General features: G+C 67.9%; 13 protein-coding genes. 10 read left to right on the forward strand and 3 right to left on the reverse strand.

What is annotated here, in order from left to right:
• Positions 1-563: 563 nt before the first annotated feature.
• A complete protein-coding gene (locus FHT36_RS09495) occupies positions 564-1,244 on the reverse strand; it encodes a recombinase family protein (protein ID WP_169122281.1) in 681 nt (226 codons plus the stop codon).
• 310 nt (positions 1,245-1,554) lie between these two features.
• Positions 1,555-1,785, reverse strand: coding sequence for a hypothetical protein (locus tag FHT36_RS09500; RefSeq protein WP_169122282.1), 231 nt, complete (start codon positions 1,783-1,785; stop codon positions 1,555-1,557).
• 247 nt (positions 1,786-2,032) lie between these two features.
• On the opposite strand from FHT36_RS09500, the gene FHT36_RS09505 reads away from it, so the two are divergent.
• Entirely contained in the window at positions 2,033-2,800 is a 768-nt protein-coding gene (locus tag FHT36_RS09505) for a KilA-N domain-containing protein (RefSeq protein ID WP_169122283.1), read from the forward strand.
• A 164-nt stretch (positions 2,801-2,964) separates the two neighbouring features.
• On the opposite strand, the gene FHT36_RS09510 is transcribed toward FHT36_RS09505, so the two are convergent.
• The gene (locus tag FHT36_RS09510; RefSeq protein ID WP_169122284.1) at positions 2,965-4,059 is read right to left on the reverse strand and encodes a patatin-like phospholipase family protein; all 1,095 of its coding nucleotides are present in this window, start codon (positions 4,057-4,059) and stop codon (positions 2,965-2,967) included.
• Between the two features lie 303 nt (positions 4,060-4,362).
• Here FHT36_RS09510 and FHT36_RS09515 point away from each other — a divergent pair, with 303 nt between their 5' ends.
• The 9 genes from FHT36_RS09515 to FHT36_RS09555 all read left to right on the forward strand — a co-directional run bounded on the left by FHT36_RS09515 (position 4,363) and on the right by FHT36_RS09555 (position 14,831).
• Positions 4,363-4,578, forward strand: a complete 216-nt coding sequence (locus tag FHT36_RS09515; protein WP_169122285.1) for a hypothetical protein — start codon at positions 4,363-4,365, stop codon at positions 4,576-4,578.
• Positions 4,578-5,030: a hypothetical protein gene (locus tag FHT36_RS09520; protein WP_246702144.1), complete on the forward strand. Its 453-nt coding sequence runs from the start codon at positions 4,578-4,580 to the stop codon at positions 5,028-5,030. The genes FHT36_RS09515 and FHT36_RS09520 overlap by 1 nt, the downstream gene beginning before the upstream one ends.
• A 139-nt stretch (positions 5,031-5,169) precedes the next feature.
• Positions 5,170-8,322 carry a transglycosylase SLT domain-containing protein gene (locus FHT36_RS09525; protein WP_169122286.1) on the forward strand — a complete coding sequence of 1,051 codons (3,153 nt, stop codon included), beginning with the start codon at positions 5,170-5,172 and terminating at the stop codon, positions 8,320-8,322.
• Positions 8,319-10,670, forward strand: coding sequence for a hypothetical protein (locus FHT36_RS09530; RefSeq protein ID WP_169122287.1), 2,352 nt, complete (start codon positions 8,319-8,321; stop codon positions 10,668-10,670). The genes FHT36_RS09525 and FHT36_RS09530 overlap by 4 nt, the downstream gene beginning before the upstream one ends.
• Entirely contained in the window at positions 10,667-13,072 is a 2,406-nt protein-coding gene (locus FHT36_RS09535) for a hypothetical protein (RefSeq protein ID WP_169122288.1), read from the forward strand. Before FHT36_RS09530 ends, FHT36_RS09535 begins: the two co-directional genes overlap by 4 nt.
• Entirely contained in the window at positions 13,069-13,425 is a 357-nt protein-coding gene (locus FHT36_RS09540) for a hypothetical protein (RefSeq protein ID WP_169122289.1), read from the forward strand. The genes FHT36_RS09535 and FHT36_RS09540 overlap by 4 nt, the downstream gene beginning before the upstream one ends.
• On the forward strand, positions 13,422-13,850 hold the full coding sequence (locus FHT36_RS09545) for a hypothetical protein (protein ID WP_169122290.1): 429 nt from the start codon (positions 13,422-13,424) through the stop codon (positions 13,848-13,850). The genes FHT36_RS09540 and FHT36_RS09545 overlap by 4 nt, the downstream gene beginning before the upstream one ends.
• Positions 13,847-14,365: a hypothetical protein gene (locus FHT36_RS09550; protein WP_169122291.1), complete on the forward strand. Its 519-nt coding sequence runs from the start codon at positions 13,847-13,849 to the stop codon at positions 14,363-14,365. The genes FHT36_RS09545 and FHT36_RS09550 overlap by 4 nt, the downstream gene beginning before the upstream one ends.
• Positions 14,366-14,375: 10 nt before the next feature.
• Positions 14,376-14,831 carry a hypothetical protein gene (locus FHT36_RS09555; protein WP_169122292.1) on the forward strand — a complete coding sequence of 152 codons (456 nt, stop codon included), beginning with the start codon at positions 14,376-14,378 and terminating at the stop codon, positions 14,829-14,831.
• Positions 14,832-14,861: the final 30 nt, after the last annotated feature.

The following is a 14,861-nucleotide window of genomic DNA, read 5'->3' on the forward strand; positions in this document are numbered from 1 at the left end:
CCTTCCAACGCCTTCCAACGCGGCACATTTCCCTTCCAACGCCTTCCAACGCCTTCCAACGCTCCCCTTTCACCTTCCAACAGGCGGCGAAACCGGCTTCCAACGCCCGGCCTCTCCCTTCCAACGGGGCTCGAAACCTTCCAACGCCCCTGTCTTCCAACCCCCCATACCCCCCTGCGCCCTTAGAGGGCGCTGCGCTGCCCCTCTGGAGAGGGGCGCTACGCCCTCAGGCGGGATGCTCATCCATCGATGCGCTGCCATCATCCCTGAGAACTGGGAAGCGGATCGAGCACGGCAGCAGCTACCAGAATGTCCAGAGACAAGGTGTGGATTACGGTTGATCGCTTGTGAAGTGGGGGGAATGATGGGTGTGTGGATCAGGTAGGTTCGCCGCGCAAGGCATCCGGCAACCTCCTCCGACCGCGCACCCGCCGCCCGTTCGCCGACCCGGCGCGTGTCGCGAGCGCCATCCTCCGTGCGCCGGCGGGAAGTGCCCGGGACGCAGAGCAGTGCGGCGGATGATCAGGGAGAGGTGCGGGTGGCCGGTCAGCGCACCGCCGGGCTCAGCCGGCGGCCAAGCGCTTCCGGAGCCGGGCGACACCGGCAGCGGTCCAGCCTTCGGCGCCGTTAACGCTCGGAACGCCCTCAGCTTCCAGCGCTGCGGCCACCGCGCGAAGGGACCGGCTGCCGTCGGGATCGATGCGGGCGAGGATCGGGGCTAGGGCTCGTGCTCGCTCGTCGGCGTTCTGCTGGCGCACCTCGCGGGCCTTCGCCAGATCCTCCGGCCGGCCCACATAGCCGCGATCCCCGCCGAGCTTGACGCCGCGGGCCTTTGCAGCGGCCAGCGCTGCCTTCGTCCGGGCACCGATCATGCGGCGCTCCTCCTCGGCCACCATCGACATGATGCCGACGGTTAAACGGTTCGCGGAGGGCATGTCCGTTGCGACGAACTCCACGCCGGCCTTTTGCAGGCCGAGCAGGAAGTGAGCATCGCGCGCGAGACGATCGAGCTTCGCGACCACTAGCGTCGCCTTCTTCGCCTTGCACAGCGCCAGCGCCCGCGCCAGTTCCGGCCGATCGTCGCGTTTCCCGCTCTCGACCTCCACCACCTCGGCGAGCAGCTTCCAGCGGCCCCCGTTGAGGAAGTCGGCGACGGCCTGGCGCTGGGCCTCAAGGCCAAGCCCCGACCTGCCTTGCCGGCCGGTACTCACTCGCAAATAGGTGATGAACCGTCCATCAGCCATCGTTTCGGCCCCTGTATCGCGAACATCATCCTTCGTTGATGATTACGATACACGCGCCGCAAAGGCTCGCAAGTCCTTTATTTGCATGGTCTCGCGCGTTTTCTCGCGTGTTTCTCCGGCGATGGCAGGCCAGCCGACCGGCACCCTGGGTCCGGCCCGCCCGCGCGGCGGTCGACGAGCCGGCCACCCCGGGGGGCTTTGCGCAAGAGGACGCGCGGGAGGGGGTGGGGGGGCAAAAACCGGGCGCGCCGTGCGGGCTCCTACCTCGCCCTCGCAACGGAGCCCCAAAAGCTCCCGGGTCGGAAATTTTTCAGGCCGGAGAAATGTCCGGAACATCGGTGCTGCCTTGTTCCGTCTCAGAGGCGGCCGGAACAAGGGCGGCACAGGCGTTGGCTCCCGTGATCTGCCGATCCAGTTGAGGGTGCAGACAGCCAAAATCCGCGAAGGCCTCCAAAATGCGATCGCGGTTGCGCGCCTGCTGGAATTCCTGCCGCTGTGTGGTCGGGAAATACTGATGCGGTGAGCCGTGTCCGCCGTCCATTTCAGACCCGCAAGGGAAAGCGGGGACGCGTACAACCTACGCCTTGACCGGTGTGGTTGAATCGTCTCTTCTGGTGGTTGTGCCTTGAGCACAAACGAGAAAGGCCCCCGCCTAGGAACGGGAGCCTCTCGTAACCGCAGCCGCCCTTGCAAGCTTTCTGCGGCGCATCGATGTGACGAGGGGGACCGTAGGGTCTAAATCGAGGCGCTGTCAAGGGGGTTCTGCAGGGACATATAAGGATGTCTTTATGCAGTACGACTTCAACAACCTTATCACCCACAAAAGCCAGGGTGCCCTAATCCATCAGCGTCCGGGCGATGGATACATCAATGCCACCGCGATGTGTCGAGCCGCGGGGAGGCCATGGTCGCGGTATTGGGAGTTGCCCGCGGCAAAAGAGTTCGCGGAGGCGCTTTCTGCCGCCCTCGGAATACCGAGGGCGGAATTAATTCAATCACTTGTGGGGGGGCAGCCACACTTGCAGGGCACATGGGTCCACCCACGGGTCGCGATCCACCTTGCCCAATGGCTCTCACCTGAGTTCGCCGTTGAGGTTAGCGGTTGGGTGTTTGATTGGATGTCCGGTAGGGCACCTGCCGCGCGCCCCGAGCTGCCGTATCATCTGCGACGGTATATCGCGAACCAAAGTGCGGTGCCGGTTGGCCATTTCTCCATCCTCATGGAGATGACGACGCTCCTGATCGGCCCGATGGAGTCGATGGGGTACACTTTGCCCGAAAGCATGCTGCCAGATATCTCCATGGGTCGCATGTTCTGCAAGTGGCTGCGTGACGAGCATGGCCTCGATACCGATGCGCTGCCTACTTACTGGCACGCCTATGAAGATGGGCGGCGCATTCGGGCGAAGGCGTACCCCGACGAGCTTCTGCACCACTTCCGCCGACACTTCCGGGAAGATTGGCTTCCAAAGCATGCGCAGGACTATTTTCGGAGCCGGGACGCCGCGGCGCTTGCATACTTGCCTCGGCTCCTGAGCGGCCCGCGGGCTGCCTGACCATGCCCACATAGTCGCCAATTCCCAAGAACGGAGCCCGCCCTAACCGGCGGGCTTTTTCGTTCCTTCGACGGCGGCAGATTGCCATAGGCCGCCAGCACCACCGCATGGTCCGACCGTCGAAGTCCGGCCCCCCGGTGCGCGAGAACGCCAGCTCTTCGCGGTCAGGCCCAAAAGGTCTTGATCTTCGGCGCTTCGGTCGCGGCGCGCTCGTATCCCGCGCGCAAGGCTGGGGCGATCTGCTTCGGATCGAGGAGGTTTACGCCTGGCGGGGTGCCGGCGATGATGAGCATCGCCTTGGTGCCGACCGCCTCCAGCGCTGCGACCTCCTTGTGAATGTCGTGCGGAATGCCGCTGAGAAGGGAGCCTTCGTAGCCGTTGGTCAAGGTGATGACGATGGCGCGCTTCGAGCCGGCGACGAGATCGGTGTGCGCCCAGGTCTTCGAGATTCCCCCGTCCATGCAGAAGCGCTGGCCGAGCTGCGTCGGCCCGATGACGCCCGGCAGTGACGAGCTTGCGGCGGCCGCATGGGCGAGGGGGATGCCGTTCCTCTTGGCGACATCCTGGTGCACCACGATGCGCTCGCCCGTGTAGCAGTCGTTGGCGGTGGTGAACATCTTTGCTGCGGGCCAGCCCTTCCGGCTGTCGCCCGTAAGCAGCCAAGCCAGGCGCTCGACACCGTCGCCATTGAGATGATTGTCGGCGGCGAGCGCTGCGTGCCCGATGGCACGGATCGAATCCGGGCTGCCGTCCTTCACCGAGAAATTGATCTCCTGCGCCCGCTTCTGGCTCGCGTTCGGGGCGCTGACCGGCGCCATCTTGGCGAACAAGGACGGGAAATGGCCGAAGAACTCGAACTCCGTTCGCAGCTGGCCGAAGCGGCCCGACAGCAGCGAGGAGCCGGCATAGGAGCCAGCGGACGTCCCCACCACCATCTCGGCGACGGTGAGATCCACGCCGTGCTCCATCAGTCCGTGAAAAAATCCGCAATACCAGGCGACGTAATATTCGCCGCCTCCGCCGAGCACGAGGGTCCGGTCGAGACTGCGGGCAAAGTCAGAAACCGTTGGGGTATCGGGGACAGTCCGCGCCAGACCGTCGCCGTCGAACAGCCGATCCGAAATGGAGGCCGCCAGCCGTGCAGCTTCCGTGGAGGGCACCTCCGTTTCAGCGGCGCGCACCGCGTGCGTGAAGGGATTTGCCACGCTGGCGGCCGCCAGACCTGCGGTCAGGCCGAACAGATTCCTGCGAGACAGCATTTCGATCCCCTTGTCTTGACGGCTTAATTGGCCCCCGCGTGGTGGAAACTAATACCACCACGTCCGTCGGCATAGCCGTCTGGTCCCCCGAATTCGCGCCACACGCCAGCTCCGCACGTCGCGTTCAGGCGCCGCGAGCCCCGGTGCGTTGCCGCAAATTCCGGGGCGCCTAGCCTCTCCTGAACACCTGCTGGCAGCGGGTGAGCGCGGCCACCGATCTCGAATTCTCTCGGCTCCGGCGGTCGCTCTGCGACCCCCTTCGTTCGCGCTCCGGGCCTGCCAGGCCGGAGCCGGGAGAGCTTCATGTCGAGCCACACGCCCACCCACCACATGCGGGCACCGGACGAACGGGCCGCGGCGACCATCGCACCGTTCCCGTCGCATCTCGCGCGGCCGAGCAATATCCCCCGCTTCGCCGATGCCGAGGTGGCGCCGCCTCGCGAGGAAACGCTCGTTGAAGAGCTCAATCGCGTCCTCGCCAACATCGGTCGCCTCAGTGCGCCGCAGGAGAGCATCTGATGGATCCGGCATCTGCCACGATGATGGCGCTCACCGGAGCCTCCGCCGGCTTCAAGGCCTACGGGGAATCGCAGGCCCAGAATTACCAGGCGGCCGTGGCCGAGCGCGACGCCATGGTGGCAAAGACGCAGGCGGCGCAGACCGACACCGCCCTGCGCGAGGAGCTGAACCGCACCCTCGCGCGCATCGGCACCATTCGCGCCTCCGCCAATGTGGGGCTCGATAGCCCCACGACGCAGGCGATCATGGACGAGCAGCGCCGCGTTTCGGACCGCGAACGGCGGACGCGCGTCGAGAACCTGAACATCCAGGCCAACGCGAAGCGCGACGAAGCCGCGTTCCGGCGCTCGGCAGCCAACATGGCGCTGGTTGGGGGCGGGCTCGATGCCGTTACCGGCATGGCGAAGATCGGCTTCGGCAGCATGAAGTCTCCCGGCTCGACCAGTTCCTGAGGAGGCGGCAATGGTTGATCTTCCCGAAGTCCCCCACCGCCTGGCGCTCACCGAGGCCCCCCGCTCCGGCATCACGGCTGCGGACATCGCCGCGCCCTATGCCATGTTCGCCCGCGCCATGGACAATGCCGCGGAGGTGGTGAAGCCCATCGCCATCGAGCAGGCGGAAGCCCGCGGTGCCGAGGCCGTCACCATAGGCCCCGACGGCACCCCCGAAATCACCGAGATGGCGACGCTCGGCGTCCTGGGGCAGGCCTACCAGCGTGGCGCCCGCGCACATTACTTCGCCCAGCTGCAGACGAACGCGGCCGAGAAGATGCTGGAGCTTCGGCAGCAATATGAGGCGGACCCGAAGCGGTTCGACGATATGGCGAAGCTCTACAACAAGGATCTTGTGAACCGGGCTGAACCGGCCCTCCGGCCCGCGGTGTCCGCCGCCCTCGATAAGCTGCGGCTCGGCCACTATCTCGACCTGTCGGAGCGGGATTTCGCTGTCGCGCAGGCCAATGCCAAGACTGCGCTGGAGACCCAGTACAACACCGTGGCCGACAATATCGTCGCCCTCGCCCGCAAGGGCGGCGTGGACAGCGGCGAGTATCTGGCCCAGGTGCAGAACGCTCGCTCCATCCTCGGCGAGTTGGGCAAGAATCCGCGCTGGGGCTACAATCCAGCCGTCGTCGACGATCGCCTGCGCCGTCTCGAAGATCGCGGCCGCGCGGCTGCCGTCCTGTCGAGCGTTGATGCCACCTATGACCGCATCGGCCCCCACGAGGCCCTGAAGCAGGCCGAGACGGCGATCTTCGACCCTCACCTGCAGATGGACGAAGCGGAGCGCCAATCCCGCTTCAACATGGTCAAGGCGCATATTTCGGCGCGCAAGGCCGAGGCGACCGAAGACATCCGCGAGATCCGTGCCCTGGCGGAACCCACCATCACGGCGCTCCGCGATGGTGTGGACCTGGAGGCGGATGGCGACCTGCTCCGCCAGAAGATGCTCAGCCTCGGCGACACGATCGGTGCGGCGCGGGTCACCTATGCGATGGAATATGGCCGCGGAAAGCGCGGCCAGTTTGCGCTCCCGACAGCGGACTGGTCGCGGAGCTCCGCGGTGCCGGGCGCGAACTCGCCCATCGGCCAGAAGGTGGCGATGGCCGCCCAGGCGGCGGGGCTGCCGCTCAACATCGTCATGCCCATCATCGCGCAGGAGAGCGGATTTGATCCCACGCGCCGGCCGATCGGGAAGGACGGAAAGGCGCTCTCGTCTGCGTTCGGCATCTTCCAGCTGCTGAAGGCAGAGCGTGACTCCGCCGGCATTGGCGACACGCCCGATCCGGACGCGCAGATCCCCGCCGGCATCCGCAAGATGCAGTCCGTCTATGCAACGGCGAAGGCGGCTGTCGGACGCGAGCCCACGCCCGGCGAGTTCTACGCGGTGTACTATCAGGGCGAAGGCGCCGGGCCGAAGATCCTCCAGAACCCGGAGGGCGACTTCCGCGCGACCGTCGGCCAGAAGGTGATCGACGCGAACCCCTGGCTTGCCGGGATCAAGACCAACGGCGATTTCATCCGGTGGACCAGCCAGAAGATGGCGGAGCGCGGCGCCGGGGCGGCTGACCCGGTCCCCTCCCGCCCGCCGGCCGGCCTGTTGGAGGCGGGCAACGTCGACCTCGGAAATCGTCCGGTGGTGAAGAACGCCGACGGCTCCATCAGCACCGTTCGCTCGATCTCCATCGGAGAGGACGGGCGCGAGGTGCTCATTCCCACCATCTCGCCGGATGGGAAAACCCTGTCCGACGAGGATGCGATAGCGCTGTATCGGCAGTCCGGCAAACACCTCGGCAAGTTCGACACTCCCGAGAACGCGACGGCCTATGCGCAGGCGCTGCATCAGCAGCAGGCGCAACAGTATGGGGGCGGTTTGGCGGGCCTACCGCCATCTCAGATCGCAGGCCTACGCCATTGGGCAGGTACCACGTTCGACGGCATGCTGGCCGACGCGAAGAAGTCCATCGGCAAGTGGCACATCGGCGAGGACGATGTCGCCTTCCTCTCAGGCCGGGTGTTCCCGTTCCTCGACGAGAAGCGGAAGCGGCAGGCCGTCGAGTTTCTTGGCGATGCGGAACGCTCGGGCGCCTTGCTCGACCTGTCGCCGGATGCGCGGCAGGTTCTGCGGAACAGCCTGGAGGAGGCTGCGGCCGGTGGCAACCATGCGGCCCGAGCTGCTTTGCTCGACGACGAGGAGCGGTTCGCCACACTTCAGCGCATGGAGCAGGAGACGCCACTCCTGCGCGGCGTGCGTGCCGGCTGGATCAAGCCCCCGCAGCCGGTGCCGTGGCAGGGGTCCGATGATCAGGTGCAGGCCGCGCTCCAGGCGCATGCCAAGGCTGCGATGGTGGTCACCAACCAGCTGAAGAGGCCGATCCCCGCGTTCGAGGGAGAGGATCTGCGATCCCTCACCAGCGCCCTCGATGCAGCCGACACCAGCGGGAAGGTGCGCATCCTCGGCGCCCTCGCGACGTTGCCGCCCGGTGTGCGGGAATCCACGTTCGGGAAGCTGCACGAGACCGGGCCGAAGGGCTCGGTGCTGGCCTTTGCCGGCGGCTTGGCGAAAGATGCGCCCGATATCGCGGCGAGCATCGTGCGGGGCCGGGATGCACTCACTGCCGAGCCGCGCTTCGTGCCGCACAAGGATTCCGAAGCGCAGGCCTTCACGGAAGCCCTCGACGCCGCGCTTCCGGCCTCAGCCTTCTCCATCGGGCACCGCGTCGACGAGCGCGAGGCCTATGCCACGATGCGCGGCGCCGTGCGTGCCCGGTATGCCGATCTCTCCGCTGCCGCCGGTGACACGTCCGGCGTGCTGAAGCGCGAACGCCTGGATCGCTCCGTCCAGGAGGTGACCGGCGGAACGGTCCGCCAGAACGGCGCAACCATCCTGGCGCCGAAGCGTGGCATGGATCAGTCGACGTTCGACGGCATCCTGCTCGGCCTGACCGATGCGGACCTCGCCGGCGTCAGCACGACGTCCGGCAAGCCCGTCTCCGCGCAGTTTCTTCGCGACAGCGCCACCCTCGAATCCTTCGCCCCCGGGCGCTATCTCGTCCGGCTCAATCGCAACGCCGACGCTCCCCAATATGCCGTCGGCGATGGCGGCCGTCCTTTCATCCTCCGCCTCGATGACAAGCAGCCGGCGCCGCCCCGCGCCTGGGGCGTTCCCGCGGCGTCAGCGACGATCCCCTGGACGGCCTCGAACTTCGGACGTGATCCTGCGGGCCTGCCAGGAGACGCCCGATGAGCTTCGGGATCTTCACCAAGGGGCAGAATGAATCCCTGGACTATGCGCAGCAGCACCTGGCCGAGGATCTGCCGCTGGAGTTCGGCGAGGCTTTCGACGCCTCCTGGCGGGAAGGGCTCCTCTTCGGCCAGTCGGTCTCCTCCAGCACCTCGCGCATGGAGGGCGTCCAGGATTATCTCGATGGCATCCGCGAGAAGACCGGCACGGTGCTCACCAACCCGGCGCTGGGCGGCGGCGATGCGGCGCTCGCCGAGCTAAACGGCCAGCTGACGGCGCTCGCACCGCGTTTTCCTGATCTCAATCTGAAGCCGCTGACCGCGGAGGACCTCGACCGCCTCGGCGAGGAGAAGGCCCGCCGGGCGCGGCAGGTGTACCAGCGGGCCGCTGCGCGCGAGCACACCTGGGGCGGGACCGCCGGCCTGGCGCTCGGCTCCCTTGCGTCCGGTGCGACCGATCCCGTCAATATCGTCACCGTGCCGCTGGCGGCGCCGACCTCCCTCGGCATCCTCGGCACCGCGCTCGCCACCGCGGGCATCACCGCCGGCACCCAGATCGGCATCGAGGCGCTCGCGGCCCCCTTCAAGGAACGCGTCGAGCCCGGCTATGGCGCAGGCGGCGAGGCGGCACAGAACGTGCTGATGGCGGGCGTCGCAGGTGGCGTGCTCGGCGGCGGCGCGAAGGGGCTTTCGGCGCTCTGGACGCGGTATCGCACCGGCTCCTGGCCGCGCTCCGTGCGGGACGCCGGCAACGTGGTGGCGAGTGAAGGTCAGATTGCCGACACCAACCTCGTGCCCACGGTCGAAGGCGAGATCGCCCATCGCACGGCGCTCCAGAAGGCCATCGACGACCTCGTCTCCGGCCGGCCGGTCGATGTCTCCGAGAACGTCACGCCTGATCTGCTGCGCGCCTATGGCGAGCGCCTCGCCCCCGTGCTTGAGGCGCGCTCGAAGGCCATCGCGGCGGAAGAGACCGCCTTCGCCCTGGAGCGTGAAGCCGCGCGCCTTCCGGCCTCCATGGAGCGGCTCTCAGAACTTCAGCTCGCGGATATCCGCGGCTCGGCCCGGTCGCTCGATCAGGAAGCCGCCGCAGCCTTCGCGTCCCTGCGCGCGGAAGCCGACAGCCTGGCCTCCCGCCGCACGGCAATCGAGGCGCGGGCTCCCGATCGCGATGCCCTGCGCACCGAGGTGGAGGGCCTGCGCTCGGACCTTGCGGCGGCCGAGCAGCGCCTCGCCGGGGTGCGAACGCCGACGGACCCGGACACGGCGGCCCGGCTGTCGGCCATTGAGCAGGATCTTGCCGGCGAAGGCCTGCCTACCGCTCGCCGTGCGGAGCTGGAGGCGGAGCGCGCCAGCATCACCGAGACGCTCGCCGCCACGGCACCGGGAGATGCCCGGGCGATCGCGAGCCTCGCCGCCGAGGCGAAAGGCCTGCGCACCGCGCTCGCGCGAAAGGAGAAGGCGCTCGCCCGGGCCGAGGAGACCGACGCGCGGGCCCGTGCCAAGCTCGACAAGGCGGACGCCGACCTTCCGCGCCGGATCACGGCGGGAGAGCAGCGCGCCGCCGGCCGGCGCGAGGCCATCGCCACCGAGATGCGCCGGACCATCGCCCGGCTCGCGCAAGACGGCTATGGCGTTCGCCTCTCGCAAGACGAGGCCGCCCAGATCGCCGGTCGCATCCTTGATGCTGGCGATGATGAAGCCGATCAGGTGCTCCGCTCGGTCACCGAAGACCTGGTCGACCGTGCCCTGGCCCGGCGCCGCGCCGAACCGCCATCTACGCCTGCCGCCGGCCGGGCCGATCCTGTCGCCGAGCAGCGGGCGCGTGCCGGGCATTGGACCGAGCAGACGCGCAAGCGCATCCAGGGGCTCGCCCGCGAGGTCGGGTACGACATGCCGCGCGATGAGGCCGCGACGGTCGCCGCCGCCGTGGCCCGCGCGGGCAACGAGGACGAAGCTCTTGCCATTCTGGACGAGGTGATGCTTCGGCCGCGCACCATTGCTGAGGCATTACCCGGCTCTGCGGCAGCCCGCGAGCCCCTTCGACCGGCCTCCACGCCGTCTGTGGTGCGCCCGGAGCAGGTGGCCGCACTGGCCGACGACCTGACGGAGAAAAAGATCGTCGCCGCCCGCTCGGCTGAGGAGACCGAGGCGGCGGTGCTGCACGACCTCGACAAGCTGCGCGCCACCCGAGACCTTCAAATCCCCGTCGGTGAGCGTCTCGATGAGGCCGGCCAGCGCGTCGCCGATATGCGGTCGGTGGACGATCTCCTGGACGAGGCCGATGCCCGTATCGCGGCGGCCGCGGAAATCCGCGCCTGCGCCATGCCTATTCCGGAGGTGCTGCCGTGAGCGTCGTGGACTGCATCGACAAGCTGGTGAAGACCGGACAGATCACACGGCAGATCGCCGACGAGGCCCTCGGCCTCTACGAGCGCTCCCGCGGCGAGTTCTCCCGCAGCATGGGGCCCGCCAGCGCCGAGGCTGCGGCCGGCCTTGCCGCGGCGCGCGCACTGGAGTCCTCGGCCAAGCGCCTGAAGAACGACACCGCGAAGCAAGCCATCGCCTGGGCGAAGGCGGAACAGCGCGTCCTCAGCCATCCGAAAGGCCGCGTCGCCGGCGTCATGTCGATGCTCACCCGGGACATCTGGGAAGCTGGCGGAGAGAACGTCGCCACGAAGGGCGAGGTCATCTGGGCCCAGCTCTCGCGCAAGGTCGATCAGGCTCTGGAAGCCTATTCCCCGGGGATCTTCGGCCAGTCCCGGCAGCAGATCGCCGGCGTGCGCAACCTGGTGCGGGAGGTGTTCGGGGTCGAGACGGGGGATGCTACGGCGAAGGCCGCGGCTGCGGGCTGGAAGGCGGCCGAGAAGGAGGCTGTGGATCGGGTCACGGCGGCTGGGCGTAACCTCCCCGCCAGCGAGGATTGGCGGGTGCCGCAGTTCTGGGACACCCTGCGCGTCCGCTCCTTCACGCGGGAGGAGTTCAAGGCCGACTTCGCCGCCGAGGTCGACCGCGGCGCGTTGACCCTGTGGGACCGCGACACCGGCGCGCCGGCGAAGATGGACCGACGGGACTTCGTTCTGGATCGCGCCTATCGGGACATCACAGTCGGCGACAGCTCCGCAACCGCATTCTCGCCCGAACAGCGCACCTTCCAGTTCAGCGGCGGCGCAGATGGCGCAGAGGCCTGGCTGCGCCTCTCGGAGAAGTACGGCGCCGGCGAGAACGTCTTTGGCCTGCTGATGGGCCACCTCCACAAGATGGCCAATGAGATCGCCCTCGCCGAAGTGGTCGGGCCGAACCATGGCGCTATCGTCCGGGCCGCACTGACCCTGGCCAAGGAGGAAGAGGCCGGCCTGTCGCGGCTGCAGCGTCTCAACCCGCTGCGGATGCTGGAGAGCCGGTCTATCGCCGAGCGCACCTATGATGTGCTCACCGGCCGCGCCAACGCCGTCGACGGCCCCCTGATGGCGGGCTTCTTCGGCGGGCTGCGCTCCTTGAACGTGTCCTCCAAGCTCGGCGGCGCCATCGTCTCGGCGATCCCGGGCGACAGTGTCACCACTGCGCTCGCCGCGAGCTACAACGGCATGGACCCTGGTCGCATTCTGTCCGGCGTCATTCGCGAGATCGGCCGCGGCGGCGAGGAGAGCCGGACCCTCGCGGCGCGCCTCCAGCTCACCGCCCATGCTGCGATGGACAGCGCCCATGGCTTCGTCCGCTTCGCCGGGGAAGCGTCCGGCCCGCAGATCCTGCGCGCGATGGCCAACACCGTCATCCGGGCACAGGGGCTGGCGGCGTGGACCGACATGATGAAGCGCGTCTTCACCATGGAGTTCATGGGCAATCTGGCGGATCACGCCGGGCATTCGCTGGACGCCCTGCGCGGGATGAACGAGCCGCTCGCCAATTTCCTCGACCGCCACCAGATCAGCGCGACGGACTGGGACAGCATCCGCTCCGGCGCGCCGTTGGAAGTGGAGGGCGCGCGTTTTCTCGACTCCGAAGCGATCGCCGACCGGACGCTTCGCGAGAAGCTCGTGGGCGCGATCATCGAAGAGCGGGCGTTTGCGATCCTCGAACCCGATGCCCGCATCCGTGCCGTGATGACCGGCGGCACGACGGCCGGCACGTTCTGGGGCGAGATGGTCCGCAGCGCCACGCTGTTCAAGTCGTTCAGCATGACCATGGTCGCCACGCACATGATGCGCCTCGCGACGCAAGGGCCGATCGAGAAGCGCATCTGGAACGGCACCGCCTTCGTGCTCTTCAACCTGCTTGCCGGCGCCGCGGCGATCCAGGCCCGCGCGGTGCTCTACGGCAAGACACCCGAAGCGATGGACAATCCCGGATTCTGGGTGCGCTCCGGACTGCAATCCGGCTCGCTCGGCGTTTATGGCGACCTGATCAATGCGTCGACCTCGCGCACCGGCCGATCGCCCGTCTCGGACCTCGCCGGCCCGGCCATCGGTGCGGCGGAGGACGTCGCCCCCCTGTCTTCGCAGCAGCTGCGCCGCCTCATGGAAGGCGATGACACCACATTCGGCGCCGAGCTCGTGCGCACCGCCCGGCGCTATGACCCGAGCCTCTGGTACACGCGCCTCGCCGTCGATCGCCTGCTGTTCGACCAACTCCAGACGCTCGTGGATCCAGACTATCGTGCCTCGTTCCGCCGCGCCGAAAAGGCGGCGCAGCGCGACTTCGGGCAGTCCTATTGGTGGGGCCCGGGCGATGCGCTGCCGCGAGGCGTGCAATGACCCGGATGAACTGGGGCGCCCCCCGTAAGCGCTGGGATCCCGAGACCAGCTTCGCGCGGCCTCTGCCGGCGATCGATCGGAAGCCTCGCGCGCCTCGCCCCGCGTCCGCGCCAGCAGGAGCACCGACCAGCGCAGCTGGCATCTCGCTCTTCTATCTGGCCGGCTTCGGCTTCAACCGGCTCTCGGCCTGGTGCCCGAGCTGCCGCGGCGTCGCGCACATGGCGTTCGCGGACCTCGCCGCCGAGCATCTTGAACGCGCGCCGGAGGATCTGGGCAGCGTCTTGTCGTGCCCGGACTGTGCCGCGCCGCGCGCTGTTTCCGCCATCGCGGAGAAGGCGGTGCGAAAGGGATGATCCTAGAGCCGCTCGCCATCTGCCGCGACTACCGCCAGCTCATGGATGTGCTGAAAGCGCGACGGCTGGCGCTCGGTTTCACGCAGTTGGAAGTGGACGAGCGTTCCGGATTGCAAGACGGGTACACGGGCAAACTGGAGGCATGGGACCGCGATAGCGGCCGTCGGCTCGGCCCAGTCTCCATGGCGCTCCTCCTTCAAGCTCTCGGTCTGGAACTCGCCGTGCTGGAGGCGCGCCGGCCGGCGCCGACGCCCATTCCCGATCCCGATCAACTCGTTCTGCCACTGGCCGGCGGAGAAATGCGCCGCTGGACGGATCAGGATTTCCCGCGCCTGCCCGGCCGCAACCGGAGGCGGGAAGCCAAAGCGGCGGCTGAGGCTGCCGCGGCCGAAGCTGTCCTCGAAATCAGGGAGGCCGCGGAGTGATCGACGCCGAGAACGGCATGCGTAACCGCATCCGAGCCGAAGTCCGCCGGCGCTGGAAGCTGCTCTCGCGCCGAGCGCTGGGATGCCGCAAGGGCGACCGGGACCGGCGGGGTGCATGGCTCCTCGCCAGCGACATGAGCGCCATCATTATGCGGGTGATCGCCCGCGAACTGGCGGCCGGCCGCGACGTGCATATTCCCGGCTTCGGCACCTTCTATTCCCGGTTCGGGGGGACGACCATCGGCCTTCAGGGCAACGTGCCCGGCCACAGGCCTTTGCCGCCGCGGCGGATGGCGCAGGTGCGCTTCTCCGACACCCTGCTGCGGCAGGTGCCTGGAGACGGGACGCGATACAGCCTGCGCTTCCGGGCGTCGCCGCTGCTGAAGGCTGCCATCCAGCCCGGCGGGCCGGCGCTGAAGCGGAAGCGGCGGAAGAAGGTCCTGCCTGTGCCCGCTATGCCGCCCCCGCCGGCAACGCGCCCGCCGGCTCCCCTGGCCGAAATCCGGATGCGCTGAGGAGGACACGATGACCGACGAGACCGACGACCACGATCTTCCCGAGCTGACCACGCCGGACCCGATGACGCCGAAGCGTCGTGCCCTGATCGACGGCATGGTGTGGCGAGGCCTCAAGCTCACAGAGGCCGCCATTGAGGCGGGGATGACCGAGCGCAACGCCCGCATGTGCGCACAGGACCCGAAGTTCCGGGCTGCCCTGAACATGGAGATGGCCGCGTTCAAAGCATCGCAGCGTCCACGCAACGTCCATCGCTTGACGGAGCTGAGGGATCAGAACGAGGCCAAGGGTGCAGCGGTCCAGGCGATCCGAGTGCTCGAAGATCTGGCGCAACAGGCGGATGCCGTGCCTGCTTCCGACGTGCGGCCTGGCATCGTCGTGATCATCCAGCGCGAGCATCAAGCGGCGCCGACGGCCTCGGAAGCGGCAAAGATCGTGTGGGCAGAACCCCATCCAGGGAATTAACCAAACGTTAAGAATTGCGGTGACGAAGCG

It is taken from the genome of Xanthobacter sp. SG618, from assembly GCF_012932745.1.
Classification (GTDB): domain Bacteria; phylum Pseudomonadota; class Alphaproteobacteria; order Rhizobiales; family Xanthobacteraceae; genus Xanthobacter; species Xanthobacter flavus.